The 24759-nt window shown below is 67.0% G+C and carries 22 protein-coding genes and 1 pseudogene; 5 read left to right on the forward strand and 18 right to left on the reverse strand.

Annotated elements, in window-relative coordinates; all coding sequences use genetic code 11:
* Positions 1–150 precede the first annotated feature (150 nt).
* The 4 genes from Q5701_RS01200 to Q5701_RS01215 are packed head-to-tail and all read right to left on the reverse strand — an operon-like array spanning position 151 to position 4739.
* Positions 151–1230, reverse strand: coding sequence for a BMP family ABC transporter substrate-binding protein (locus Q5701_RS01200; protein WP_306753347.1), 1080 nt, complete (start codon positions 1228–1230; stop codon positions 151–153).
* 28 nt (positions 1231–1258) lie between these two features.
* A complete protein-coding gene (locus tag Q5701_RS01205) occupies positions 1259–2149 on the reverse strand; it encodes an ABC transporter permease (protein WP_306753349.1) in 891 nt (296 codons plus the stop codon).
* A complete protein-coding gene (locus Q5701_RS01210) occupies positions 2146–3222 on the reverse strand; it encodes an ABC transporter permease (RefSeq protein ID WP_306753350.1) in 1077 nt (358 codons plus the stop codon). Before Q5701_RS01210 ends, Q5701_RS01205 begins: the two co-directional genes overlap by 4 nt.
* Positions 3219–4739: an ABC transporter ATP-binding protein gene (locus Q5701_RS01215; protein ID WP_306753351.1), complete on the reverse strand. Its 1521-nt coding sequence runs from the start codon at positions 4737–4739 to the stop codon at positions 3219–3221. The genes Q5701_RS01210 and Q5701_RS01215 overlap by 4 nt, the downstream gene beginning before the upstream one ends.
* Before the next feature lie 97 nt (positions 4740–4836).
* On the opposite strand from Q5701_RS01215, the gene dnaE reads away from it, so the two are divergent.
* From dnaE to ruvB, 5 genes are read left to right on the forward strand one after another with little or no spacing between them, the layout of a single operon-like run.
* Positions 4837–8307 carry a DNA polymerase III subunit alpha gene (gene dnaE / locus Q5701_RS01220; protein ID WP_306753352.1) on the forward strand — a complete coding sequence of 1157 codons (3471 nt, stop codon included), beginning with the start codon at positions 4837–4839 and terminating at the stop codon, positions 8305–8307.
* 59 nt (positions 8308–8366) lie between these two features.
* Positions 8367–8864 (forward strand): crossover junction endodeoxyribonuclease RuvC, encoded by a 498-nt coding sequence (ruvC, locus tag Q5701_RS01225; RefSeq protein WP_306753353.1) that lies wholly within the window; start codon positions 8367–8369, stop codon positions 8862–8864.
* A complete protein-coding gene (gene ruvA, locus Q5701_RS01230; RefSeq protein ID WP_306753354.1) occupies positions 8861–9547 on the forward strand; it encodes a Holliday junction branch migration protein RuvA in 687 nt (228 codons plus the stop codon). The genes ruvC and ruvA overlap by 4 nt, the downstream gene beginning before the upstream one ends.
* A 10-nt stretch (positions 9548–9557) precedes the next feature.
* Positions 9558–10460, forward strand: coding sequence for a zinc metalloprotease HtpX (gene htpX / locus Q5701_RS01235; protein WP_306753355.1), 903 nt, complete (start codon positions 9558–9560; stop codon positions 10458–10460).
* The gene (gene ruvB / locus Q5701_RS01240; RefSeq protein WP_306753357.1) at positions 10457–11488 is read left to right on the forward strand and encodes a Holliday junction branch migration DNA helicase RuvB; all 1032 of its coding nucleotides are present in this window, start codon (positions 10457–10459) and stop codon (positions 11486–11488) included. Before htpX ends, ruvB begins: the two co-directional genes overlap by 4 nt.
* 189 nt (positions 11489–11677) lie before the next feature.
* Here ruvB and folD read toward each other — a convergent pair whose 3' ends face one another.
* The 14 genes and pseudogenes from folD to Q5701_RS01310 form a co-directional block, all read right to left on the reverse strand.
* Positions 11678–12553, reverse strand: coding sequence for a bifunctional methylenetetrahydrofolate dehydrogenase/methenyltetrahydrofolate cyclohydrolase FolD (gene folD / locus Q5701_RS01245; protein ID WP_306755496.1), 876 nt, complete (start codon positions 12551–12553; stop codon positions 11678–11680).
* 14 nt (positions 12554–12567) lie between these two features.
* Positions 12568–12867, reverse strand: coding sequence for a chorismate mutase (locus Q5701_RS01250; protein ID WP_234855078.1), 300 nt, complete (start codon positions 12865–12867; stop codon positions 12568–12570).
* A gap of 95 nt (positions 12868–12962) precedes the next feature.
* Entirely contained in the window at positions 12963–14852 is a 1890-nt protein-coding gene (gene ftsH, locus Q5701_RS01255) for an ATP-dependent zinc metalloprotease FtsH (protein WP_256445644.1), read from the reverse strand.
* A 56-nt stretch (positions 14853–14908) separates the two neighbouring features.
* Positions 14909–16144, reverse strand: a complete 1236-nt coding sequence (gene tilS, locus Q5701_RS01260) for a tRNA lysidine(34) synthetase TilS (RefSeq protein ID WP_306753359.1) — start codon at positions 16142–16144, stop codon at positions 14909–14911.
* A 7-nt stretch (positions 16145–16151) separates the two neighbouring features.
* Positions 16152–17033 carry a tol-pal system YbgF family protein gene (locus tag Q5701_RS01265; RefSeq protein WP_306753361.1) on the reverse strand — a complete coding sequence of 294 codons (882 nt, stop codon included), beginning with the start codon at positions 17031–17033 and terminating at the stop codon, positions 16152–16154.
* Entirely contained in the window at positions 17030–17566 is a 537-nt protein-coding gene (gene pal / locus Q5701_RS01270) for a peptidoglycan-associated lipoprotein Pal (RefSeq protein WP_306753363.1), read from the reverse strand. The genes Q5701_RS01265 and pal overlap by 4 nt, the downstream gene beginning before the upstream one ends.
* 25 nt (positions 17567–17591) lie before the next feature.
* Positions 17592–18908: a Tol-Pal system beta propeller repeat protein TolB gene (gene tolB, locus Q5701_RS01275; RefSeq protein WP_306755497.1), complete on the reverse strand. Its 1317-nt coding sequence runs from the start codon at positions 18906–18908 to the stop codon at positions 17592–17594.
* A 41-nt stretch (positions 18909–18949) separates the two neighbouring features.
* The gene (tolA, locus tag Q5701_RS01280; RefSeq protein ID WP_306753364.1) at positions 18950–20851 is read right to left on the reverse strand and encodes a cell envelope integrity protein TolA; all 1902 of its coding nucleotides are present in this window, start codon (positions 20849–20851) and stop codon (positions 18950–18952) included.
* A gap of 4 nt (positions 20852–20855) precedes the next feature.
* The gene (locus Q5701_RS01285; RefSeq protein WP_234855083.1) at positions 20856–21311 is read right to left on the reverse strand and encodes an ExbD/TolR family protein; all 456 of its coding nucleotides are present in this window, start codon (positions 21309–21311) and stop codon (positions 20856–20858) included.
* A 1-nt stretch (position 21312) separates the two neighbouring features.
* Positions 21313–22005, reverse strand: coding sequence for a protein TolQ (gene tolQ / locus Q5701_RS01290; protein ID WP_234855084.1), 693 nt, complete (start codon positions 22003–22005; stop codon positions 21313–21315).
* Positions 22006–22150: 145 nt separating this feature from the next.
* A pseudogene (gene ybgC, locus Q5701_RS01295) lies at positions 22151–22546 on the reverse strand (tol-pal system-associated acyl-CoA thioesterase).
* Entirely contained in the window at positions 22543–23118 is a 576-nt protein-coding gene (locus Q5701_RS01300) for a hypothetical protein (RefSeq protein ID WP_306753365.1), read from the reverse strand. Before Q5701_RS01300 ends, ybgC begins: the two are co-directional and overlap by 4 nt.
* A gap of 98 nt (positions 23119–23216) precedes the next feature.
* A complete protein-coding gene (locus tag Q5701_RS01305; RefSeq protein WP_306753366.1) occupies positions 23217–23843 on the reverse strand; it encodes a CoA transferase subunit B in 627 nt (208 codons plus the stop codon).
* A complete protein-coding gene (locus tag Q5701_RS01310) occupies positions 23843–24547 on the reverse strand; it encodes a CoA transferase subunit A (RefSeq protein WP_306755498.1) in 705 nt (234 codons plus the stop codon). Before Q5701_RS01310 ends, Q5701_RS01305 begins: the two co-directional genes overlap by 1 nt.
* Between the last annotated feature and the right edge of the window lie 212 nt (positions 24548–24759).

Raw genomic sequence — 24759 nt, forward strand, 5'->3', positions numbered from 1 at the left:
CCGTCTGCGTTATGACAGGCTTACGGTACAGGCGGGGACGCCGATGACCGTCCAAGGCAAAGCGCCCCGGTTCCTTTCGGAATCGGGGCGTCATGGCTTTTGCCTTGGTCGAAATATCCCGGGGGACCGGGGGCAGCGCCCCCGGCTTTCTTATTGCGGCAGTTCCGCCGTGATGCCTTCCACGAAGAAGTTCATCCCCGACAGTTCCTCGTCCGTGGCCGTCTGGCCCTCGGCCAGCCAGGCCGAACCGTCGGCCTTGTTCAGCGGGCCGGTGAAGGGGTGGTATTCGCCCGCGCCGATCTTGTCGCGCAGGGCCTCGGCCTCGGCCTTCACTTCGGCCGGGACGGCGTCCGTGATCTCGCCGATGGCCACGATACCGTCGCCGATGCCGCCCCAGACGGCTTCTGGCTGCCATGTGCCGTCCAGGACGCGGCCCACGCTTTGGACGTAATGCGCAGCCCAGTTGTTATAGACCGAGGACACGCGCGGCGAAGGCGCGAAGGATGCCATGTCGGCGGCCTGGCCGAAGCCGATCTTGCCCTGCTGCTGCAACTGCGCCAGCGGCGCGGTCGAGTTGGTGTGCTGCAGGATCACGTCAACGCCTTCGGCCATCAGGGCGTTGGCGGCATCGGCCTCCTTGGCAGGGTCGAACCAGGTATAGGCCCAGACCACCCGCATCTCGACATCCGGGTTCACCTTCTTGGCGTGGATATAGGCCGAATTGATACCCTGGATCACCTCGGGGATCGGAAAGGTCGCGATATAGCCGATCTTGTTCGACTGGGTCATGCGGCCCGCGATGGTGCCGGTGACGGCCCGGCCTTCATAGAAGCGGCCGTCATAGGTGCCCACGTTCTCGGTGCGCTTGTAGCCGGTGTTGTGTTCGAACTTGATGTCGGGGAACTTGGCCGCGACGTTGATGACCGCGTCCATATAGCCGAAGCTGGTCGCATAGATCACGTCGTTGCCCGCAAGCGCCAGCTGGGTCAGCGCGCGTTCGGCATCGACGCCCTCGGGGACGCTTTCCAGATAGGTGGTTTCGACCCGGTCGCCGAATTCCTCCTCGACCGCAAGGCGGCCCTGGTCGTGCTGATAGGTCCAGCCGCCGTCGCTGACCGGGCCGACATAGATGAAGCCGACCTTCAGCGGCTCGTCCTGCGCCCAGGCGGGCAGGGCAAGGCTGATCGTCGTGATGGCGGCGACGCTGGCGATAAGCTGTCTGCGGTTCATGTGTTCCCTCTCTGATGAACCCGGCGCATCAGCGCAGGGCGTGAAAATCCTGCCCCAGCGATCCGGGGGCGGTGCCGCCCGCGCGGCGGCTGAATTTCTGGCGCGCCGAAATCGCCACCAGCACGATGATCGTCGCCAGATAGGGCGCCATCGACAGCAGTTGCACCGGCACCCGCACGCCTGCCGCCTGCAGCCGCAGTTGCAGCACGGTGACGCCGCCGAAAAGCCAGGCTCCGGCCAGAACGCCCGGTGCCGTCCAGTTGGAAAAGACTACGATGGCAAGCGCGATCCAGCCCGCGCCGGCGGTCATCCCTTCGGTCCATTGCAGCACGGTCGCGACCGAGATGAAGGCCCCGCCGATCCCCGCCATGGCCCCGCCAAAGGCGATTGCGGCAAGGCGCACCCGCCGCACGTCATAGCCAAGCGCATGGGCCGCGTCGTGATTTTCCCCCACGCCGCGCAGGATCAGGCCCGCGCGCGACCGGTTCAGGAACCACCAGATCGCGGGCACCATCGCCAGACCCAGCCAGACGATCCAGTTGAGGCCCAGCGGCCCGGCGGTCATCGTGGGTGCCCTCACCCCCTCGACCGGCTTGCCGAACAGCGCGGCGAGGCCCAGGCCGAACAGGGTCAGCGCCAGGCCGGATGCGACCTGGTTCGACATCAGGACCTGGGTCAGGATCGCGAAGGGCAGGGCGACCAGTGCCCCTGCCAGCGCCGCCACGGCAAAGCCCAGGAAGGCGTTACCGCTGTAATAGGCGGTGGCAAAGCCCGACAGGGCGCCCACGATCATCATCCCCTCGACCCCGAGGTTCAGGACGCCCGCGCGTTCCACGACCAGTTCGCCCAGGGCCGCGAACAGGATCGGGGTCGATGCGGACAGAAGCAGCAGGAACAGGGCTATGGGGTCGATCATCATGCCGTGACCCTACTGGTGATGCGGTAACGGGTCAGCAGGTCGAAGCCCAGAAGGAAGAACAGAAGCATCCCCTGGAAGACCTGCACGGTCGCGGCGGGCAGGTTCATCGTCAGCTGCGCCAGTTCCCCGCCGATATAGGTCAATGCCAGCAGCAGCCCCGCCAGCAGGATGCCCACGGGGTGCAACCGGCCCAGGAAGGCCACGATGATCGCGGTGAAGCCATAGCCGACGCCGACCTTGTCGGTGATCTGGCCCGCCGGGCCTGCGACCTCGAACAGGCCCGCCATCCCGGCAAGCGCGCCAGAAAGGCCCAGGCAGAAGGCCACCAGCGTCTGGGGCTTCACGCCCGCAAAGCGCGCGGCGCGGGGGGCGATGCCTGCCGCGCGGATATGGAAGCCGCGGATATGGCGCGACATCAGGAACCATGTCGCCAGCACGGCTGCGGCTGCCGCGACCACGCCCCAATGTGCGCCGGTCCCGGCGATCAGTTCCGGGTTCGAGGCGGCGGGATATTGCTGCAGGTTGCGCGATCCGGGCATCCCGAAGCCCTCGGGGTTCTTCATCGGGCCAAAGGCCATCCAGGCGGCGATGCGCTGCGCGACATAGACCAGCATCAGCGACACCAGGATCTCGGACGCGCCGAACCAGTTGCGCAGCAGGGCCGGGATCATGCCCCAGGCCCAGCCGCCCAGTGCGCCCGCGATCACCATGGCGGGGAAGATCCACATTTCCTGCGCGGGATAGGCGGCAAGGGCGACGGCGGCGCCGGTGATGGCGCCGATGATGTATTGCCCCTCGGCCCCGATGTTCCAGATGCCTGCGCGAAAGCCCACTGCAAGGCCCGAGGCGATCAGGATCAGGGGCGCCGCCTTGACCAGAAGCTGGGGACGGGAATAGCCGGCGGCAGGCCCGAACAGCGGATCCCAGAAGATCGTGCGGATCGCGGCCACCGGGTCATAGCCCATGATCGCGAACAAAAGCCCGCCGGCCAGCATTGTGGCCACCACCGCCATGAACGGAGTCGCGATCTGCCAGAGGGCCGAGGTTTCAGTGCGCGGGACAAGGCGGATCATAGGTGGGCCACCTCCATCCCGTGGGCGCCGCCCAGCATCAGGCCGACCTGGTCCAGCGTCAGCCCATCTGTCGGGACGGGGGCGGAAAGGCGGCCTTCGTTCAGCGCGCAGAAATGGTCGGAAAGTTCCAAGATCTCGTCCAGGTCCTGTGAAATCACGATCACGCCCGCGCCCTGGCCCGCCAGATCCAGCAGCGACTGGCGCACGGCTGCGGCGGCGCCCGCATCGACGCCCCAGGTGGGCTGGTTCACCACCAGCACGCGGGGGGCCTGCATCACCTCTCGGCCGATGACGAATTTCTGCAGGTTGCCGCCGGAAAGGGCCTTGGCGGCGGTGCCGGGGCCGGGGGTGCGCACGTCGAAGGCGCGGATCACGTCCTGCGCGAAGGCACGGGCGGCGGCGCGGTCGATCAGGCCCTTGCGGACCAACCCCTTGCGCGCGCCTGCCGTCAGCAGGGTGTTGTCGGTCAGGCTGAAGTCGGGAACGGCGGCGTGGCCCAACCGATCCTCGGGTGCGGCCAGAAGGCCCGCACAGCGCCGCGCCTCGGGGCCGAGGCGGGACAGGTCGGCCCCTTCCAGCAGGATCGTGCCGGGGGCGCTGCGCATTTCGCCCGAAAGGGCGGCAAGGAGTTCGTCCTGTCCGTTGCCCGCGACGCCGCCGATGCCCAGGATCTCGCCCGCGCGCAGGTTCAGGGCAACGGATTTGAGCGCCGTGCCTTCCGCCGTGGGGGCGGGCAGGGACAAGCCCTTGACCTGCAACAAGACCTCGCCCGCTTGCCGTCCGCTGCGATCGATGGGGCGCATTTCACCGCCCACCATCATCGCGGCCAAGGTCCGGGCCGAATGGGCGCGCGGATCGCAACTGTCCACCACCCGGCCATGGCGCAGGATCGTGGCGCGGTCGCAATGGGTGCGGATTTCTTCCAGCTTGTGGCTGATGTACAGGATCGCGGTGCCCTGGTCCGCCAGCTTGCGCAGGGTCGCGAACAGCAGTTCGGCCTCTTGGGGGGTCAGGACGCTGGTCGGTTCGTCCATGATCAGCAGGCGCGGGTTCTGAAGCAGGCAGCGGATGATTTCCACCCGCTGGCGTTCGCCCGCCGACAGGGTGACGACGCGGCGCGCGGGGTTCAGCGGCAGGCCGAAGTCGTGGCTGACCTGCGCGATCCGGGCGGACAGTTCGCGCCGGGGCGGCGGGTTCTCCATCCCCAGGGCGATGTTTTCCGCGACCGTCAGGGCATCGAACAGCGAAAAGTGCTGGAACACCATCGCGACGCCGGCCGACCGTGCGGCGCGGGGGTCAGTCGGCTGGTGCGGCTGGCCATTCAGCAGCATTTCCCCATCGTCCGGGCGTACCAGGCCATAGATCATCTTGACCAGCGTCGATTTGCCTGCGCCGTTTTCGCCCAGCAGGGCGTGGATTTCCCCCGCTGCGACCGCAAAGGAGACATCGTCATTGGCGCGGACGCCGGGATAGGATTTGCCGATCCCCCTGGCCCGGAAAACTGCCGCGTCGGTCAAACTTTGTCCCCTTGGTCAAATCCTTACCCATGCTTATCGCGCAAGTGACGCCCAGGGCAATTGCGCTGTTTCGGCAGGTTGCGATAGATATCTGACCATGCCCGCGAAAAATCCCCGATTCATCCATCTCCGCACACATTCCGAACATTCGCTGCTGGAAGGTGCCATTCCCGTGGGCAAGCTGCCCGGCCTGGCCGCGGATGCGGGGATGCCCGCCGTGGCGCTGACCGACACGAACGCCATGTTCGCCGCCTTGGAATTCAGCGTGAAGGCGATGGACAAGGGCGTCCAGCCGATCATCGGCTGCCAGATCACCCTGCAGGACGGGGCGACGGGGCCGGTGGTCCTTCTGGTGCAGAATCAGTCAGGCTGGCTGAACCTGATGGCGCTGTCGTCCTGTCTTTACCTGCGCGACGGCGGCGCGCTGCCCCATGTCACCGTCGATGAACTGTGCAAGCACGCCGAGGGCCTGATCTGCCTGACCGGCGGTCCGACCGGGCCGCTGGCGTGCCTGATCGCCCAGGGGCAGCGCGACAAGGCCAATGCCCTGGCCGACCGGCTGGCCGCGGCCTTTCCGACCCGGCTTTATGTCGAACTCCAGCGCCACCCCGGCGAGAACGGCCAGTTGATGCCCGCCGAGGCCGCGTCCGAGGCCGGGCTGATCGACCTGGCCTATGCGAAGTCGCTGCCGCTGGTCGCCACGAACGACGTCTATTTCCCCAAGGCCTCGATGTTCGAGGCCCATGACGCGCTGATCTGCATCGCCGAAAAGGCCTATGTGGACCAGTCCCAGCCCCGCCGCCGCCTGACGCCGCAGCATTACTTCAAGTCGGCCGAGGAAATGGCCGTGCTGTTCGCCGACCTGCCCGAAGCCCTGGACAACACCGTCGAGATCGCCCGCCGCTGCGCCTTTGCCGTCAAGAAGCACGCCCCGATCCTGCCCAGATTCGCCGATGACGAGGTCAGCGAATTGCGCCGCCAGGCCCGCGAAGGGCTGGAACGGCGGCTGAAGGTCATTTCCCATGCAGTAAGCGTCCAGGAATACCACGACCGCCTGGATTTCGAACTGGGCATCATCGAGCAGATGGGCTTCCCCGGCTATTTCCTGATCGTGGCGGACTTCATCGGCTGGGCGAAGAAGCACGACATTCCGGTGGGCCCGGGGCGGGGGTCGGGCGCGGGGTCGCTGGTGGCCTATGCCTTGTCGATCACCGACCTGGATCCGCTGCGCTATTCGCTGCTGTTCGAACGCTTCCTGAACCCGGAACGCGTCTCGATGCCGGATTTCGACATCGACTTCTGCATGGACCGGCGCGAGGAAGTGATCCGCTATGTCCAGGGCAAATACGGGGCCGACAAGGTGGGCCAGATCATCACCTTTGGTGCGCTGCTGTCCAAGGCTGCCGTGCGCGACGTGGGCCGCGTGTTGCAGATGCCCTTCGGCCAGGTGGACCGCCTGTCCAAGATGATCCCCTTGGAAGGCGTGAAGCCCGTCAGCATCGCCAAGGCCCGCGCGGACGAACCCCGCCTGCGCGAGGCCGCCAAGGAGGAGGTCGTCAAGCGCCTGCTGGACTATGCCGAGCAGCTTGAAGGGCTGTACCGCAACGCGTCCACCCATGCGGCGGGCGTGGTGATCGGCGACCGGCCACTGGACCAGCTTGTGCCGCTGTATCGCGACCCGGCCTCGGACATGCCGGCCACGCAGTTCAACATGAAATGGGTCGAGGCCGCCGGGCTGGTCAAGTTCGACTTCCTGGGCCTCAAGACGCTGACGGTGATCCAGAATGCGGTGGACCTGATCAACGGCGGCGGGCGTCCGCTGCACGTCGCGGCGGACGGGCGGGTGCTTTACGATCCGGCGCCGGGGACGGAAAACCAGATCAACCTGATCCCGCTGGACGACAAGGCGACCTATGACCTGTTCGCCAGTGCCAAGACGGTCGCGGTGTTCCAGGTAGAATCGAGCGGCATGATGGACGCGCTGCGGCGCATGAAGCCCACCTGCATCGAGGATATCGTGGCGCTTGTGGCGCTGTATCGTCCCGGCCCGATGGAGAACATCCCGACCTATTGCGAGGTCAAGAACGGGCTGCGGGAACTGGAATCGCTCCATCCCAGCATCGACCCCATCCTGGCGGAAACCCAGGGCATCATCGTCTATCAGGAACAGGTGATGCAGATCGCGCAGGTCATGGCGGGATACAGCCTTGGCGGCGCCGACCTGTTGCGCCGTGCCATGGGCAAGAAGATCGCCAGCGAGATGGCCAAGGAGCGTCCGAAGTTCGTCGATGGCGCGGTGGCGAACGGGGTGGATCCCAAGAAGGCGGGCGAGGTTTTCGACCTGCTGGAGAAATTCGCCAACTACGGCTTCAACAAGTCGCACGCGGCGGCCTATGCCGTGGTCAGCTATCAGACCGCCTGGCTGAAGGCGAACCACCCGGTCGAATTCATGGCCGCGGTGATGAACTGCGACATCCACCTGACCGACAAGCTGGCGATCTACAAGCGCGAATGCGACCGCATGGGCATTGCCATCGTGCCGCCCTGCGTGAATCGGTCCGCCCCCACCTTCAGCGTGCGCGAAGGCCGCATCCATTACGCGCTGGGCGCGCTGAAGGGCGTCGGCGTCGAGGCGATGAAGCTGATCCATGACGCGCGGGGCGACACGCCCTTCCGCGACATCCACGATTTCGCCCGCCGCGTGGACATGAAGCGCGTGGGCAAGCGCCCGCTGGAGATGCTGGCCCGCGCGGGCGCCTTCGACGTGCTGGACGACAACCGTGCCCGCGTGGTCAAGGGCTTGGACGCGCTGTGCGCCTGGTCGGCGGCGGTGCAGGACCAGGCGGCCTCCAGCCAGACATCGCTGTTCGGCGGGGGCGAGGATCTTCCGCCGCCGCGCGCACCCATCACGGGGGTCTGGCTGCCCACCGAAAAGCTGGCCGAGGAACACAAGGCCGTGGGATTCTATCTGTCGGGCCATCCGCTGGACGATTACCTGCCTGCGCTGAAGCGCAAGAAGGTGATGACCCTGGCCGAGATCAGCCAGGAGGCCTTGGGCGGCCCATTGGTCGCCAGCATCGCGGGCACGGTCGCCGCGCGCATGGAACGCAAGTCCGCCAAGGGCACGCCATACGCCTTTGTCAGCCTGTCCGACCCGACCGGACTTTACGAGGTGACTGTATTCTCCGACCTGCTGACCGCCTCCCGCGACCGGCTGGAGCCGGGACAGAACGTGGTGTTGCAGGTCAAGGTCGAACCCTCGGGCGACGGGGTCAAGATGCTGGCGAATTCGGTCGCAGCGATGGAGGACGTGGTGGCCGACGCGGGCGCCGGCTGCCTTGCGGTCGAGATGCAGGGCGCCGACACCATCGCGCGCATCGCCGAAACCCTGGCCCGCATCCGGACCGAGATCACCGTTCCCGCGCGGTCGCGCGGCCCCATCCTGTTGCGCATCCGCGAAGGCGACGAGGTGATCGAGATCGAGGTGGCGAACGACGCCCCCCTGACCACGCCCGCCCGGCAGGCATTGCGCGCGGTCCCCGGCGTTCTGGACGTGGTCGAGGAATAGGCCACTAGGCAAATGTTCGCCTTTCGTGCTAGTCCTTTGAAAACGAGAATGAGGCGGGCATGAGGGTTCTGGGCATTGATCCGGGTTTGCGGAACATGGGCTGGGGCGTGATCCAGGTCGACGGATCGCGCCTGCGCCACGTGGCGAACGGGGTGATCCAGACCGATGCGGGCGATCTGGGGGTGCGGCTGTTGCAGCTTTACCGCGGATTGACGGCAGTGATCGCAGCCCATGCCCCGGACGCCGCGGCGGTCGAGCAGACTTTCGTCAACAAGGATGCCGTGGGCACGCTGAAGCTGGGCCAGGCGCGCGGCATCGCCCTGTTGGCCCCGGCCGAGGCCGGGCTGGCGATCGGCGAATATGCCCCGAATGCGGTCAAGAAGACCGTGGTCGGCGTGGGCCATGCGGGCAAGGAACAGGTGCAGCACATGGTCAAGGTCCAGCTTCCCGGCGTCACCTTCGACAGCGCGGATGCCGCCGACGCGCTTGCCATCGCCATCTGCCATGCCCGCCACCTGCAGGGCCGGACCCTTCGCATTGTGGAGCGGTCCGCATGATCGGGCGCATCGCTGGGATCATCCTGCACCGGGCGCGCGATCATGTCCTGATCGACGTGCGCGGCGTGGGCTATATCGTCCATGTCAGCGACCGCACCGCCGCCAGCCTGCCGCCGGTAGGGCAGGCGGTGGCCCTTTATACCGACCTGATGGTACGAGAGGATCTGCTGCAACTGTTCGGCTTTCCCTCGATGCTGGAAAAGGAATGGCACCGTCTGCTGACGGGCGTGCAGGGGGTCGGCGCCAAGGTGTCGCTGGCGATCCTCAGCACGCTGGGGGCCGAGGGACTGGGCCGGGCCATTGCCTTGGGCGACTGGGCCTCGGTCCGGCGGGCGAACGGGGTGGGACCAAAGCTTGCCCAGCGGGTGGTGTTGGAACTGAAGGACAAGGCGCCCTCGATCATGGCGCTTGGCGGGACGCTGAGCGTGGACATGGGCGTGCCGGCGGTCGATACCGATGCCGTCATCGAACCCACAGGCGCCCCCGCCGCCAAGCCTGCCGCGCCGTCCGATGCAGTGCTTGCCGCCCGCGCCACCGCCGACGCGCTGTCGGCCCTTGCCAATCTGGGCTATGCTGCCAGCGAGGCGGCCCAGGCCGTGGCCGAGGCGCAGGCGCGGGAACCCACGGCCCAAACCCCTGCGTTGATCCGCGCGGCGCTGCGTCTGCTGGCGCCAAAGGAATAAGGGGGCGCTGATGCACGGGAACGCAAAGGTCTTCATGCTGATGGCCGCCATGACCGCGCTGGTCATGGCGCTTGGCTGGATGCTGGGCGGGCAGGGGGGCGCGGTGATCGCGCTGCTACTGGCCGGCGGGATGAACGTTTTTTCCTGGTGGAACAGCGACAAGATGGTCCTGCGCCAGCAGGGCGCGGTCGAACTGTCGCCGGGGCAGGGCGGCGATCTGTACCGCATGACCGCCGAACTGGCCCGACGGGCGGACCTGCCCATGCCCAAGCTGTATCTGCTGCCGACCGACCAGCCGAACGCCTTTGCCACCGGCCGCAATCCCGAGAATTCGGCTGTCGCGGTGACCCAAGGGTTGGTCCGCGCCTTGTCGCGCGATGAAATCGCGGGCGTGATCGCGCATGAACTGGCCCATATCAAGCACCGCGACACGCTGACGATGACCGTCACGGCGACCATGGCAGGGGCCATCGCGATGATGGGCAACATGATGCTGTTCACCGGCGGGCGCGACGACCGGGGCGGGGGCCTGGGCGCTATCCTGGCGATGATCTTTGCGCCTATGGCCGCGATGATGGTGCAGATGGCGATTTCGCGCGCGCGGGAATTCGAGGCCGATGCCACGGGTGCGCAGATCAGCGGCCAGCCGCAGGCGCTGGCCTCGGCGCTTGCGAAGATCTCGCAGATGGCGGGGCGCACGCTGAACATCCCTGCGGAAAAGAATCCGGCGGCGGCGTCCATGTTCATCGTCAACCCGCTGGGCGGGCTGCGCATGGACCGCCTGTTCGCCACTCATCCCGCGACCGAGGATCGGATCGCCCGGCTGATGGCGATTGATGGCGGCACCCGCGAACGCCCCTCGCCCCTCCCGCGCAGCGGGGGGCAGGACGACGGCCCCTGGGGGCGCGGATGATCCAGCCCGACCCGACCCTGCGCCCCGAACCGATGGACGGCGAATCGGAAGACCGCGCGCTGCGGCCGCAGATGCTGTCCGAATTCGTGGGCCAGGCCGAGGCGCGTGCCAACCTGCGCGTCTTCATCGAAAGCGCCAAGATGCGCGGCAAGGCGATGGACCACACGCTGTTCTTCGGCCCGCCGGGATTGGGCAAGACCACCCTTGCGCAGATCATGGCGCGCGAACTGGGCGTGAACTTCCGCATGACATCCGGGCCGGTCTTGGCGCGGGCAGGGGATCTGGCGGCGATCCTGACCAACCTGGAAGCCCGCGACGTGCTGTTCATCGACGAAATCCACCGCATGAACCCGGCGGTCGAGGAGATCCTGTATCCGGCGCTGGAAGATTTCGAACTGGATCTGGTGATCGGCGAAGGCCCTGCGGCGCGAACCGTGCGGATCGAGTTGCAGCCCTTTACCCTGGTGGGCGCCACGACGCGGCTGGGCCTGCTGACCACGCCGCTGCGCGACCGTTTCGGCATCCCGACGCGGCTGGAGTTCTATACCATCGCCGAACTGGATCTGATCGTGCAGCGCGGCGCGCGGTTGATGGGCATCCAGGCCGACCCCGAAGGGACGCGCGAAATCGCCCGTCGCGCGCGCGGGACGCCGCGGATTGCTGGACGGCTGCTGCGCCGGGTCGTGGACTTCGCCCTGGTCGAAGGCGACGGCCGGTTGACGCGAGAGATCGCGGATACGGCGCTGACCCGGCTTGGTGTGGACGACCTGGGCCTGGATGGTGCGGACCGGCGTTACCTGATGCAGATGGCCGACCATTATGGCGGCGGTCCGGTGGGGGTCGAGACGCTGTCGGCAGCCCTGTCCGAAAGCCGCGACGCGATCGAGGAGGTGATCGAGCCTTACCTGCTGCAGCAAGGCCTGATCGCCCGAACCCCGCGCGGGCGGCAGTTGACGGCAGGCGCCTGGCGGCATCTGGGGCTGGCCGCCCCGGCATCGCCTTCGCAGGCCAGCCTGTTCGACGGCTGACATGGCAAGGGGGCTTTGCCCCCGTCCCTGCGGGACTCCCCCAGGATATTTCCGGTCCAATGCAAAACGAACACGCCCCATCCCGGACAGGGTCATGGGCGTCCCCGCCTGTACCGTAAGGCCGGGATGCCGCCGAAGAATTGAGAAATCGCTTGCGCGGCTGCTAGGGACAGAAAATATCCTGCTGCCTCAGGGCGTCAATCCGTCGGGGTCGGCAAGGCCGTTGGCGCGGGCGGTTGCGGTCAGGGTGTTTGCCAGCAGGCAGGCGATGGTCATCGGGCCGACACCGCCCGGAACCGGGGTGATCGCGCCTGCAACCTGGCTTGCGGCATCGAAATCCACATCGCCCACCAGGCCGTCATCGGTGCGGTTGATGCCCACGTCGATGACGGTGGCGCCGCGCTTGATCCAGTCGCCCGCCACAAACTTTGCACGCCCCACTGCCGCCACCACGATGTCTGCCTGACGGCACAGGTCGGGCAGGTTTGCCGTGCCCGAATGAGCCACCGTCACAGTTGCGCTGTCGCGCAAAAGCAGTTGGGCCATGGGCTTGCCGACAATGTTGCTGCGCCCGATCACAAGGGCGTTCTTGCCCGCCAGGCTGCCCAGGTGATCGCGCAGCAACATCAGGCAGCCCAGCGGCGTGCAGGGCACCATCGCCTTTTGCCCTGTCGCCAGACGCCCGACATTCAGGATATGGAAGCCGTCCACGTCCTTGGCAGGGTCGATCGCGTTGATGACCGCCGCCTCGTCCATGTGCCGGGGCAGGGGCAACTGGACCAGGATGCCGTTCACGGCCGGATCGGCATTCAGACGGGCGATCAGCGCCAGCAGGTCGGTTTGCGCCGTTTCCGCAGGAAGGCGGTGTTCCCAGGAATTCATGCCGAGTTCGTGGGTCATCTTGCCCTTGGACCGGACATAAACCTGGCTTGCCGGATCCTCGCCCACCAGCACTACGGCCAAGCCGGGGGTGATGCCCCGGGCCTTCATGGCCGTCACCTGCGCTGCGATGCGGCTGCGCAGGTCGGCTGCAAAGGCCTTGCCGTCGATCAGTTTGGCGGTGATGGGCAGGGATGCGGTCACGGGCGGTCTCCGTTCAGAAAGCGATCTTCCTGCGCGATGGCAGCTTCGACCAGTTGCCGCCAGATATTCTGGATCAGCGCGGGATCCAGTCCGCGCGATGCGGCATGGCGGCCTGCATTTGCGACAACTTCCTCGACCCGGTCGTCGATGCGGGCGGGAAGGCCGATCCGTTCCTTGATCCGGGCCGCCTGGGCGATCAGGGCGTGGCGCCGCGCCAGAAGCGTGATCAGCTGTTCGTCCACCGCGTCGATATGGCTGCGCAGCGTTGCCATGTCCGAAATGTCGTCGATCTGCATCGGACCCTCCATTCAATGGGCAGGGGGATGCACCGGGCCGCATCGAGGTGCAAGACGTAAAGAAAACCCCGGCGCGTTGGCCGGGGCTTTGGGTGTCATGCGGGGGCGGGATCGCCGCCCGGGGCAGGCTTGCCCGCCTTGGGGATCGCCGTGACCGAGGGGATCAGGCTGCTGGGCGTGTCGTCGTCGCCGCCAAGCGGTTCGCCCCGCAGGATCTTGCCGATCTCCTCGCCCGTCAGGGTTTCGTATTCCAGAAGGCCCTGGGCCATGCGTTCGAATTCGGCCTCTTTCTCGACCAGGATGCGATAGGCTTCCTGATAGGCTTCCTCGATCAGGTCGCGGACCTCCTGTTCGATCAGCTCCTTTGTCGCCGCCGAAATCGAGAAGCCCCCGGTCGAGCCGTTATAGCCCTCGTGAGCCTCGGCATAGTCGATATTGCCGACCTTGTCGGACATACCCCACCGCATCACCATGGCACGGGCCAACTGGCTGGCCTGCTGGATGTCCCCGGCGGGGCCGTTCGACACGCCTTCCTCGCCATATTTGATAATCTCGGCGGCCTTGCCGGCCATGGTCATGGTCAGCTTCTGCTTGGCCTCGTCCTTGTGGAAGTTCAGGCGGTCCATTTCGGGCAGGGACACCACCATCCCCAGGGCGCCGCCGCGTGGGATGATCGTCGCCTTGTAGACCGGGTCGCACTTGGGCAGCGACAGGCCGACCACGGCGTGACCGGCCTCGTGATAGGCGGTCTTTTCCTTCTGCTCGGGCGTCAGGACCATGCTGCGGCGTTCGACGCCCAGCATCACCTTGTCCTTGGCATTCTCGAAATCTTCCATGCTGACAAAGCGGCGGCCGATCCGGGCGGCAGTCAAGGCGGCCTCGTTCACCAAGTTCATCAGGTCGGCACCCGAAAAGCCAGGCGTGCCGCGCGCGATGATTCGCAGGTCCACGTCGGGGCCGACGGGCACCTTGCGGGCATGGACCGACAGGATCTTCTCGCGACCCTTGATGTCGGGGTTGGGAACGTGGATCTGGCGGTCGAAGCGACCGGGACGCAGCAGGGCCGGGTCCAGCACGTCGCGGCGGTTGGTCGCGGCGACGATGATGATGCCTTCGTTCGCCTCGAACCCGTCCATTTCGACCAGCAACTGGTTCAGCGTCTGTTCGCGTTCGTCATTGCCGCCGCCGATGCCCACGCCGCGCGCGCGGCCCACGGCGTCGATCTCGTCGATGAAGACAATGCAGGGGGCGGATTTCTTGGCCTGCTCGAACATATCGCGGACGCGGGACGCACCGACGCCCACGAACATTTCCACGAAATCGGACCCCGAGATGGTGAAGAATGGCACGCCAGCCTCGCCCGCGATGGCACGGGCCAGCAGCGTTTTACCCGTGCCCGGAGGGCCGACCAGAAGCGCGCCTTTCGGGATCTTGCCGCCCAGGCGGCTGAATTTCTGCGGATTGCGCAGGAATTCGACGATTTCCTCCAGTTCCTCCTTGGCCTCGTCGATGCCCGCAACGTCGTCAAAGGTGACGCGGCCATGCTTTTCGGTCAGCAGCTTGGCGCGCGACTTGCCAAAGCCCATCGCGCCGCCTTTGCCGCCGCCCTGCATCCGGTTCATGAAGAAGATCCAGACCCCGATCAGCAGGATAAAGGGCAGCCAGACGCCCAGCAGCGACATGAAGCCCGATTGCTGCTGGGGCGTGACCTTCACATCGACGCTTTTGGCAATCAGGCGGTCGGCGATATCCTCGCCCTGGGGGCGGATGGTGGCATACTGGTTGCCATCCGTGCCGGTGACGGCCAGTTCCTCGCCATCGATGGTGACGGCGGCGATCTGGTCGTTGTCGACCCGCTGGATGAAGTCGGAATAGCTGATCTGCCGGCTGTTCATGGTCGTCGCGCCGTCGCTGAACAGATTGAACAGCGCCAGGATCATCAGAAACAGGACGACCCAAAAGGCCAGGTTGCGTGCATTGCCCAAATTGGACCTCCGGCGGAAAGCGGTTTGGCTTGAAAATAGGGATTATCGGCGCAGGTTCAATGCGCCATGACAAGCCTGCGGAAATCTGACGCATCCCGGACCGGACGCAGGTCATAGGGCGCCATCGGTCGGATCAGGGGTGCGGCTACCAGACGGTCGCCTTCCCAGACGGCAGGGCTGGCGGCAGCCTCGTCCCGGGCAAGGCCCGCCAGGCGCCACTTGACCCGGGCAACCTGGCCCAGGCCAAGTGCCGCGACGTGCTGCCCGGGCTTCAGGCCGCTGATCTGCCAGCGATTGTCCCAGATGCCGTCAAGGGCGTCGGGCGCGCGCAGGGCGGCAGCGGTTTCCCGAAACAAGCGGATACGGTCGCCTGACGGTTCGATCAGCGCACCGTCCAGCGTGACCCGGTGTCCCGTGGCAATGGCCTTCAGGGCGTGCAGCACGGTATTGCGGCGGGCCGGGTAATCGGCCCCGGTGATCCAGCGGCAGGCTGCCACGATCAGGCGGCGCCGAATTTCGGACGGGGCATCGCCATAAGCGCGGCGAGGCAGGGTCAGGCTGCCGTCCCGGGCCACTGCTTCGCGCGCCGCATGGGCCGCGTAGTGGGACAGGGCGTCCCGCGCCTCGTGGATATGATTGGCAGCACGGGCCAGGGCAGGGACATCCAGGCCCATGGCGTCGATGGCCTTGCGAATGCGGATGCGGTCGAAGTCGTCGTTGTCATTGCTGGGATCGTCGATCCAGCCGATGTCGCGCGCGCGCAGCCAGTCGCGCAGATCCTTGCGTCCCGCCCCCAGCATCGGGCGAAGCCAGCGGATGCCGAAGCGGTCGCGCCATTCCGCCATGGAGGCAAGCCCGTCAATGCCCGATCCCCGCGCCAGCCGCATCAGCAAGGTTTCAGCCTGGTCGTCCGCCGTATGGCCAAGCGCCACGGCAGAAAGGTTGTTGCGCTTCGCCCAGCCTGACAAAAGCCGCAGCCGGGCGTCGCGGGCATTGGCCATCAGATTGCCGGTTTCCGTGCCGCGCTGCCACAGCAGCGTGGCATGGGGCAGACCCAGAGCACGCGCGGCCCGCGAAACCTGCCGCGCCTCGGCGGCGCTTTCCGGCCGAAGACCGTGATCGACGGTGGCGACCATGATCCGGCGGCCACGCGCCCATTCGGCGACCATGTGCATCAGGGCAACAGAATCGCCTCCTCCCGAGACCGCGATACCCATGGAGGGCAAGTCGCCCGCCAACCGGTCCAGCGCGGCGTGAATGCAAAAGGCCGGATCGGCGGGGGGCAGGGTCATGGCCGCGCTATTGGTATTCGGCCAGATCGCCCCCGGGATCGGCGGCATCGGCGGACGGCAGGGCGCCCAGGTCATTACTGCCGCAAGCAAGCCGGCTCAGCCGGGTCTCGGCCTCGGTCGTAAAGGGGGATCCGGGAAAGCGGGCAGGGATCTCGGCCAGATACAGGCAGGCCGCAGTTGCGTCCCCGTTGCCCTCGATCATCCGGGCGATGCCCAACAGGCTTTCGGCAGCGCGCGGGCCATCGGGATCGGCTGCAAAGCCTTCCAGCCAGGCGGCCGCGGCGCCCTGGGTGTCGCCTGCGCTGTCCAGGGCCGCGCCTCGCAGGAACAACGCCTCGGCGGTCAGGGTGCCGCCGGCATGGGTCTGGGCGACCGCGCCGAACATATCGGCGGCCCGGCGGAAATCGCCGCTGGCCATGACCTGGCGGGCGGCATCGAAATCGGCCTGTTCGCCCGCGGATGCGGGCTTGCCGCTCTGGGGGGGCGTCTGTGGCGGGGTCGGCCCACCCGTCACGCGCCCGGGCTGCGGCGTGGTCAGGGCGGACAGGTCGCAGGTTTCGTCCATCTCGCACAGGCGGAATTCAAGGTCGGCGATGCGGCGCTGGCTATCGGCCGTGATGCGGTCGATACGATTTCCCAACTGCTCGGTCCGGTCTGTCAGCCGCGCCAGGCGCTGTTCCATCGCGTTCATGCGGTCGATGGCGGCATCCCCGCCCGCCGCCTGAAAGCCCTCTGCCCCCGATGCGACCAGTTCGGACCGCAGCGATTGCAACTGGCCGCGAACCTCGGTCAGTTCGGCCCGCAGATCGGCCAGCGTCGGCTCCTCGGCAAAGGCAGGCCAGGCCACCGTCACGGCCAGGGCGGCTGCGGCGATGGCGCGGATGATCACGATCCGGCCCCCGTGGCGCTGACCACAGTCACGGCGCGGCGGTTGTTGGCATAGCAGGCCTCGTCCGAGCAGACCTCTCGGGGGCGTTCCTTGCCAAAGCTCAGCGTGCGCAACCGGTCCGAGGCCACGCCCTGCGCGATCAGGTATTCCTGGACCGAACTGGCCCGGCGCGCGCCAAGGGCCAGGTTGTATTCGCGGGTGCCGGTTTCCTCGGCATGGCCCTGGACCACGGCGGTGAAATTCGTGTGGCGGTTCAGCCACTCGGCCTGGCGGGCAAGGATGCCGCGCGCCTCGGCCGTCAGGGCGGTCTGGTTCGCCGCGAACAGCACCGTATTGCCGACGGTGGTGTTGAAATACTGCGCCGTCGCCTCGACCCCCAGGGTGCCGCCGGCCAGATCGCCCTGATACAGCGCGCCCCCGCCGGCGCTGGCATAGGGGTCCATCACGGTCTGCGTGACCGGCGGCGCGGGCTGCGCGCAGGCGGCAAGGGACAGCAGCAGAACAACGGCAGCGGGCTTTTTCCAGGCGATCATCGGGCTATCCTTCCGGCGCGGTGCTTCAAGGCATCAACGGACCCCAAGAGGGATCCGAGGCGGCAAAGTCAAGGTTCAGCGGTCGCATATTGCGCCCGGTGATGTCCACCGAATGCAGCTTGGGCTGGCCGTTCCCGCCCGGCGCGACCCGCGTGAACATGACGACGCGGCCATTGGGCGCCCAGGTCGGGGACTCGTCAAGGAAAGATCCGGTCAAGGTCTTTTCGCCCGACCCATCTGTCCGCATCGTGGCGATGTGGAACTGGTTGCCGACCTGCTTGGTGAATGCGATCAGGTCGCCCTTGGGCGACCAGGCGGGCGATCCGTAACGCCCGTCGCCAAAGCTGATCCGTGTCGGCTCGCCTCCGTTCACGCCCACGACATACAGCTGCGGATTGCCCGAGCGGTCGGATTCGAACACGATCCGCTGCCCGTCGGGGCTGAAGCTGGGGGCGGTGTCGATGGCGGGCGACTGCACCAGCGGCCGTTGCGCGCCCGATGCCGCATCCATCAGCCAGATGTCGGTATTGCCGCCCTGTTCGCGGGAATAAGCGATCCAGCGTCCGTCCGGGCTGAACCGGGGCGAGAACGCCATGCTGTTTGCGTCCTGCGTCAGCGCGCGGGACGCAACCGTCGCCACCTCCATCACGCGGATTTGCGGAAAGCCGCTGTCAAAGCTGGTGTAAACCAGCCGCCGCCCGTCGCGCGAAAATTGCGGCGCCAGCACCAGGGACGAACTGTCGGTCATCCACAGAATGTTCTGGCCGTCGTAATCCATCACCCCGATGCGCTTGATCCGCGCGTCCTTGGGACCGGTTTCCTGCACAAAGGCCACGCGGCTGTCGAAATAGGGCTGTTCCCCGGTCAGCCGGGCATAGATCTGGTCGGCGATCTTGTGCGCGGCGCGGCGCCAATCGCCCGCACGGGCGTCGAACTGCATCCCGTCGCCCTGCGCCTGGCCTGCATAAACGTCGAACAGCCGGAACTTGACGCTGATCGCATCGCCCGCCTGCGTCACCTCGGCCGCGACAAGCGCCTGAGCGTTGACCGCGCGCCAGTCCTCGTAGGCGATTGCCTCGCCAAAGCTGCCAGGGCGGGCGACCTGCGCATCGCGCGGGATTTCGCGGAACAGGCCCGTGCCGGTCAGGTCGGCCGCCACCACGTCGCGGATACGCCCCGCCACCTCGGCATCGCCGTGAAAGGCAGGGATGGCGATCGCCATTGGTTCGGTCACGCCGTCGGTGATCTCGATCTTCAAGGGTCCGTCCTGAGCCAGGGCGGGCAGGGCGGTCGATGCGGCGGCAAGAGCCATCGACAGAGTCAGGGTCAGCGTCCGAAGCATCATATCCTCATCATCCTTGCGACGGGGCCGGGAATCCGGCCTCAGTCAAATCCGATTCCGTCGGGGCGAAACTCGACCACGACATCGCGCCACCGGCTGTATTTGTCCAAGGGCAGCGGAAAGCCCGCGCCCCCGCACATCATGATCGCGCGCCGGGCCACTTGAAAGGCATGGTCCGCCCCGGCCTCGGATCCGCCGTGGTGACCCGCGACCCGCAGGCTGGCCTCGATGGGGCGGCCATCGGCGGTCATGCTGAAGGCGACCGAGACGGACATCCCCGAGGCCTCGACCGACAGCGCGCCCTCGTTCCAGCATTGGCGCAGCGCCGTGCGAAAGGCGTCCTGTTCGGCCAGCGACAAGGGCTGGGCCTGGGACAGGCCGGACATATCGATGCCGTCCAGCGGCGTCGGGCGAATGGTGGACGGGGCAAGCTGCATCGGTTCGGCAAGATTGCCTTGCGTGGCATCAGCGCCGTCGCCTGCACCCGCCATCGCCCCCGCCAGGGCCGCGGCCAGGGGATCCTGCGTGGCCGAGGCGCCGGAGCCGCCGTCGATCATCTGGCTGTTGCCACCCACGGCATCCCCGGTCGAGGCGGTATCGGTCCCGTCCGCCCCGGCCGTGCCATCCTGCGCCTCGCGCAGCGCATCTTCCAGGGCCTGCTGGCGCGCGGCCTCGGCAGCGGCCTGTTCCCGGGCCTCGCGGTCGGCGGCGGCGCGTTCCTCGGCCTCGCGCTCGGCTGCAAGCCGGCGCTGCTCTGCTTCCCGTTCTGCTTCCCGTTCTGCTTCCCGTTCTGCGGCCTCGGCAGCGGCGCGGCGTTCTTCCTCGGCCTCGCGCTCCGCTTCGGCCCGACGTTCTTCCTCGGCCGCCCGTTCCGCCTCGGCCTGGCGCTCGGCCTCGGCCTGCCGCGCCTCCTCGGCCAGACGCTCGGCTTCCCGTTCTTCTGCTGCACGCCGTTCGGCTTGCTCTGCCTCCCGGGCCGCAGCCTCACGGCGTTCTTCGGCCTCGCGTTCGGCATTGGCCGCGCGGCGTTCTTCCTCGGCGCGGGCCTCCGCCGCGCGCTGTTCCTGCGCGTCGCGTTCAGCCTGTTCCGCAGCTTCACGACGTTCGGCCGCCGCGCGGCGCCGAGCCTCGGCCTGCTCGGCATCGGCTTGCCTTTCCGCCTCGGCCTGCCGCTCGGCTTCCTCGGCTGCGGCCTGTTCAGCCCGCCGCGCTTCTTCTGCGGCCTCGCGTTCTGCGGTCAGGCGGCGTTCAGCGGCCTCGGCCGCGGCTTCGGCAGCAGTCTCGACGGCACGGGCAGCCTCGGCGGCGGCCTGGCGTTCAGCCTCTTGCCGGGCCAGACGGGCGTTGCGCTGTTCGATCAATCCTTCGGGCCGCAGGCGGGGCAGGGCCGACCGGTCCAAGGCCAGTTCGGATCGCGGCGCAACCGGTTGGGCGGCCTGATCGGCCGCTGGCGCATCGGGGCGGGCCGGTTGCGTATTCGTCACCGGCACATCCGGTGCAGCCGGCGAGTCAGGGGCGGCATCGTCGGACGCCTGGCTGCCGGCAAGCGCGCCAAGATCGGTGGCCACGGCCACGGGATCACGGCGGGCGAAATCGGACAGGTCGGGCTGGTCTTCCGACCGATCGGGCAGGGCCAGATCCTGCGCGGCAGCCTCGGCATCGGGGGGGCTGGCGGCGGCAGGCGCCTGGGCGGCGTCCCCGTCAGCCACGGGCGCGGGCAACGCGGCCACAGCCGTCGCCTCGCGTCCGACCGGGCCTGCACCCCGTGACGCCGCGGCAAGCGCTTCGAACTCGGCGCCGCTCATGGTGGCCACCTCGGTCGTGCGCAGGGGGGTCGAGGGTTGGGGGCGCAAGAACACCCCGCCCAGGATCGCCCACAGGATCAAGGCGCCATGCGCCGATCCCGAAACCCACCACCCGATGCGGCCCTCGCGGTCCTCCATCGCCCTATCCGTCCATCCTTGGCCCGCCGGTATCCGTCACCAGCACGATATCGGACAGCCCCGCCGCGTTCAGCGCGCCCATCACCTGCACCACCCGGGCATAGGGGATCGCGCCATCCGCGCGCAGGAACACCCGCTGGCTTTCGCGCCCGGCCAGGATTTCGCGCAGCCGGGTGACGATCTGATCTTGCGCCACCGGCGCATCCATCAGCATCACGTCGCCATCGGCGGGGATCGAGATGACCAGCGGTTCCTCGGGCTCCGTGGGCACGGCGGTGGCGGCGGTCTGAGGCAGGTTCAGCGGCACGCCCGCCGTCATCAGGGGCGCGGCCACCATGAAGATCACCAGCAGCACCAGCATCACGTCCACAAAGGGCGTGACGTTGATTTCCGACATCGGCGCATTGCGCCTGCGTCCCCGGCCCTTGCGGCTGACCCGCTTGACGACGGCGCCCGACATCCTAGGCCTCGTCCATCTGGCGCGAGAGCAGGGTCGAGAATTCGTCGGCGAAGGCTTCCCAGTTCCCGGTCACGCGTTCCGCGTCGCCCGACAGCTTGTTATAGAAAACGACCGCCGGGATCGCGGCCAGCAGGCCCAGGGCGGTTGCCAGCAGCGCCTCGGCAATGCCGGGGGCCACGACGGCCAGGCTGGTGTCCTGGGACATGGCGATGCCCTCGAACGCCGTCTTGATGCCCCAGACGGTGCCGAACAGCCCGATGAAGGGCGCGGTGGATCCAACGGTCGCGAGGAAGGACAGGCCTCGAAACAGACGCGATTCCTCGCGCTGGATGGCGACGTTCATGGCGCGGTCGATGCGGGCCGTGCCGCCGGGGATCAGCGCGCCATCGTCGCGGTGGCTGCGCCGCCATTCGGTCATGCCCGCGGCGAAGATGCGTTCAGACGCGCCCGAGGGCCGGTCGCCAAGGCGGTCATACAGGTCGTCCAAGGGTTCGCCCGACCAAAAGCTGCGATCGAAGCGGGCGGCTTCCTTTCGGGCCTGCGCAAAGGCCAGGAACTTCTGGATGATGATTGCCCAGGCCCAGACCGACGCGACGATCAGCAGCACCATCACCACCTGCACCGTCAGCGAGGCGCGCGCAAACAGCGCCATCAACGAGAAATCAAGGGCCTGCGCGGCCTGGATCGGTTCCATCTTCACTGCCTTTTCGTCGTGATCCATTGCGGACCTGACCGGCTTCCCGGTCGGTTTGCAGGCCTTCTAGCGCCTTCCTAGCAAAGGTTGCAGCCCCTTGCCGCAACACAATGCCGTCACTTTCAGACAGTGCGGCCCATACGCCTCACCCGGCCACCAAGGCAGCCGCCAAGGTCCTTGGCAGCCGTGCGGGACGGCCCGCGGCGTCCAGGCAGGCCAGCGTCACCCGCGCCGTGAACAGCAGATCATCGCCGCGCCGGACGGCCTGTTCCACGACGATCCGCGCGGCGGTCATATGCTAAAGCGCCGTTTCCACTGTCAGAAGGTCGTCGAAACGGGCAGGGCGCAGATAGTCCGCTTCGACCCGGCGAACGGCAAAGACATGGCCGCTGGCAACCTTCAGCGCAACCTGGTCGATGCCCCTGTCGCGCAGCCATTCCGACCGTCCGCGCTCGATGAATTTCAGGTAATTCGCATAATAGACGATCCCGGCAAGGTCGGTATCCTCGTAATAAACGCGGACGGACAATGCGTGCATCAAGCGTCCCCCATCCTTGCCGCCAGCCGCAAAGCATGGACCCGGTCCGCTGCCGCAACCGGCAGGACCGGATCATAGGCCCCCCGGATCAGCGCCGCCATGGCGGGCGAAGGCGCGATGTCGCGCGCGAATGTCAGCGCGCAGCGCATGAACAGCGCTTCGGCCAACTGCCCCGGATGACTTTCCGCCAGCCGGCCGCCCATGCGCAGGAACCCCAGGCAGGCGCGGATGCCGCCGTCGGCATCAAAGCGGAACATCCGGTATTGATCGGCATCGGCACGGGTCAGGCGGTCGGGCAGCTCCGGCGCATCGGTCAGCCGGCCCAGGTCGGGAACGTCCGCCAGATCCGGCCAGTCGCGGACAAAGAACAGCATCAAGTTCGCGCCCATGTCAGGATCGGCATCCGTCAACGGATGCCGCGCATGGGCAAAGCCCGCCCGGATCGCACCGCGAAAGATGTCCAGGCTTTCATCGGCCAGGCCAAAGATCACCGGCGCCACCGGCCGCCCCCAGCGGGCGCAAAGGAATGTTCCGTCAGGACGCGTGAACAGCGCGGCGATTTCATCACTGGTCATGCCTCGCCCTTCATCTTCTTCATGCAAATATCCTAGGGGAGTCGCCGGAACGGCGACGGGGGCAAGGCCCCCGGCGACATTTCCCAAAGGGCGGCGGTTCAGTCGACGATCGTTGCTTCGGTGGCTTTGCGCAGTTCGTCCTCGGTCACCCCATCGGCGCATTCGACGATCTTCAGTCCACCGGGCACCACGTCCAGCACGCCTAGGTTGGTGATGATGCGGTCCACCACGCCCTTGCCGGTCAGGGGCAGGGTGCATTCGCGCAGCACCTTCGACTCGCCGGCCTTGTTGGTGTGGTCCATGACCACGATCACCCGTCCCACGCCCGCGACCAGATCCATGGCGCCGCCCATGCCCTTGACCAGCTTGCCGGGGATCATCCAGTTGGCCAGGTCGCCATTCTCGGCCACCTCCATGGCGCCCAGGATCGCGGCCGCGATCTTGCCGCCCCGGATCATGCCAAAGCTGGTCGCGCTGTCGAAATAGGCGGTGCGGTTCAGTTCGGTGATGGTCTGCTTGCCCGCATTGATCAGGTCGGGATCTTCGTCGCCCTCGAACGGGAAGGGTCCCATCCCCAGCATCCCGTTTTCGGATTGCAGCGTGATGTCCTTGTCGCCCACATAGTTGGCGACCAGCGTTGGGATGCCGATGCCGAGGTTCACATACCAGCCGTCTTCCAGTTCCTGCGCCGCCCGGGCGGCCATCTGGTTGCGGTCCCAAGCCATCACGCGGTCTCCTTCTTGCGGGTGGTGCGCTGCTCGATGCGCTTTTCATGCTGGCCCTGCACGACCCGGTGGACATAGATGCCGGGCAGGTGGATCATGTCGGGGTCCAGCGATCCCCGGGGGACGATCTCCTCGACCTCGGCCACGCAGACGCGGCCGCACATCGCGGCGGGCGGGTTGAAGTTGCGCGCGGTCTTGCGGAACACCAGGTTGCCGGTGTCGTCGGCCTTCCAGGCCTTCACGATGGACAGATCCGCCACGATGCCGCGTTCCAGGATATAGTCCTGCCCGTCGAAGGTCTTGACCTCCTTGCCTTCGGCAATGACGGTGCCGACACCGGTCTTGGTGTAAAAGCCGGGAATGCCGCAGCCGCCGGCGCGCATCCGTTCGGCCAGCGTGCCCTGGGGATTGAATTCCAGTTCCAGTTCGCCCGACAGGTACTGGCGCATGAATTCGGCGTTTTCGCCCACATAGGAGGAGATCATCTTCCTGATCTGCCGGGTTTGCAGCAGCACCCCCAGGCCGAAGTCATCGACGCCGCAGTTGTTGGATGCGACCGTCAGATCCTTGGTGCCCGCATCCCTGATGGCCGCGATCAGCAGTTCGGGTATCCCGCAAAGGCCAAAGCCCCCGGCGGCGATTAACATCCCATCATGCAGCAGCCCCTCCAGTGCGTCGCTTGCCGTGGCATAGACCTTTTTCATCATCCCTCCCCCAAAATGACCGTGCTGCAGATTTGTCGCTTGCGTATCGGGCCAAGTCAATGCGGCGGTGCAGCATGACCGACCTTGCGCCTTTACCCCGTTGACCGCCGAGGTTTCATCCTGGCAAACGACCAACCACAGGTAGACCCGGCGGCTGCGTCAGATGCAATATCGTCGGGGCTGCCTTTCCCTTGTCGCAGACGGAAGGCGTG

Origin of the sequence: Paracoccus actinidiae, from assembly GCF_030863885.1 — a bacterium.
Classification (GTDB): domain Bacteria; phylum Pseudomonadota; class Alphaproteobacteria; order Rhodobacterales; family Rhodobacteraceae; genus Paracoccus; species Paracoccus everestensis.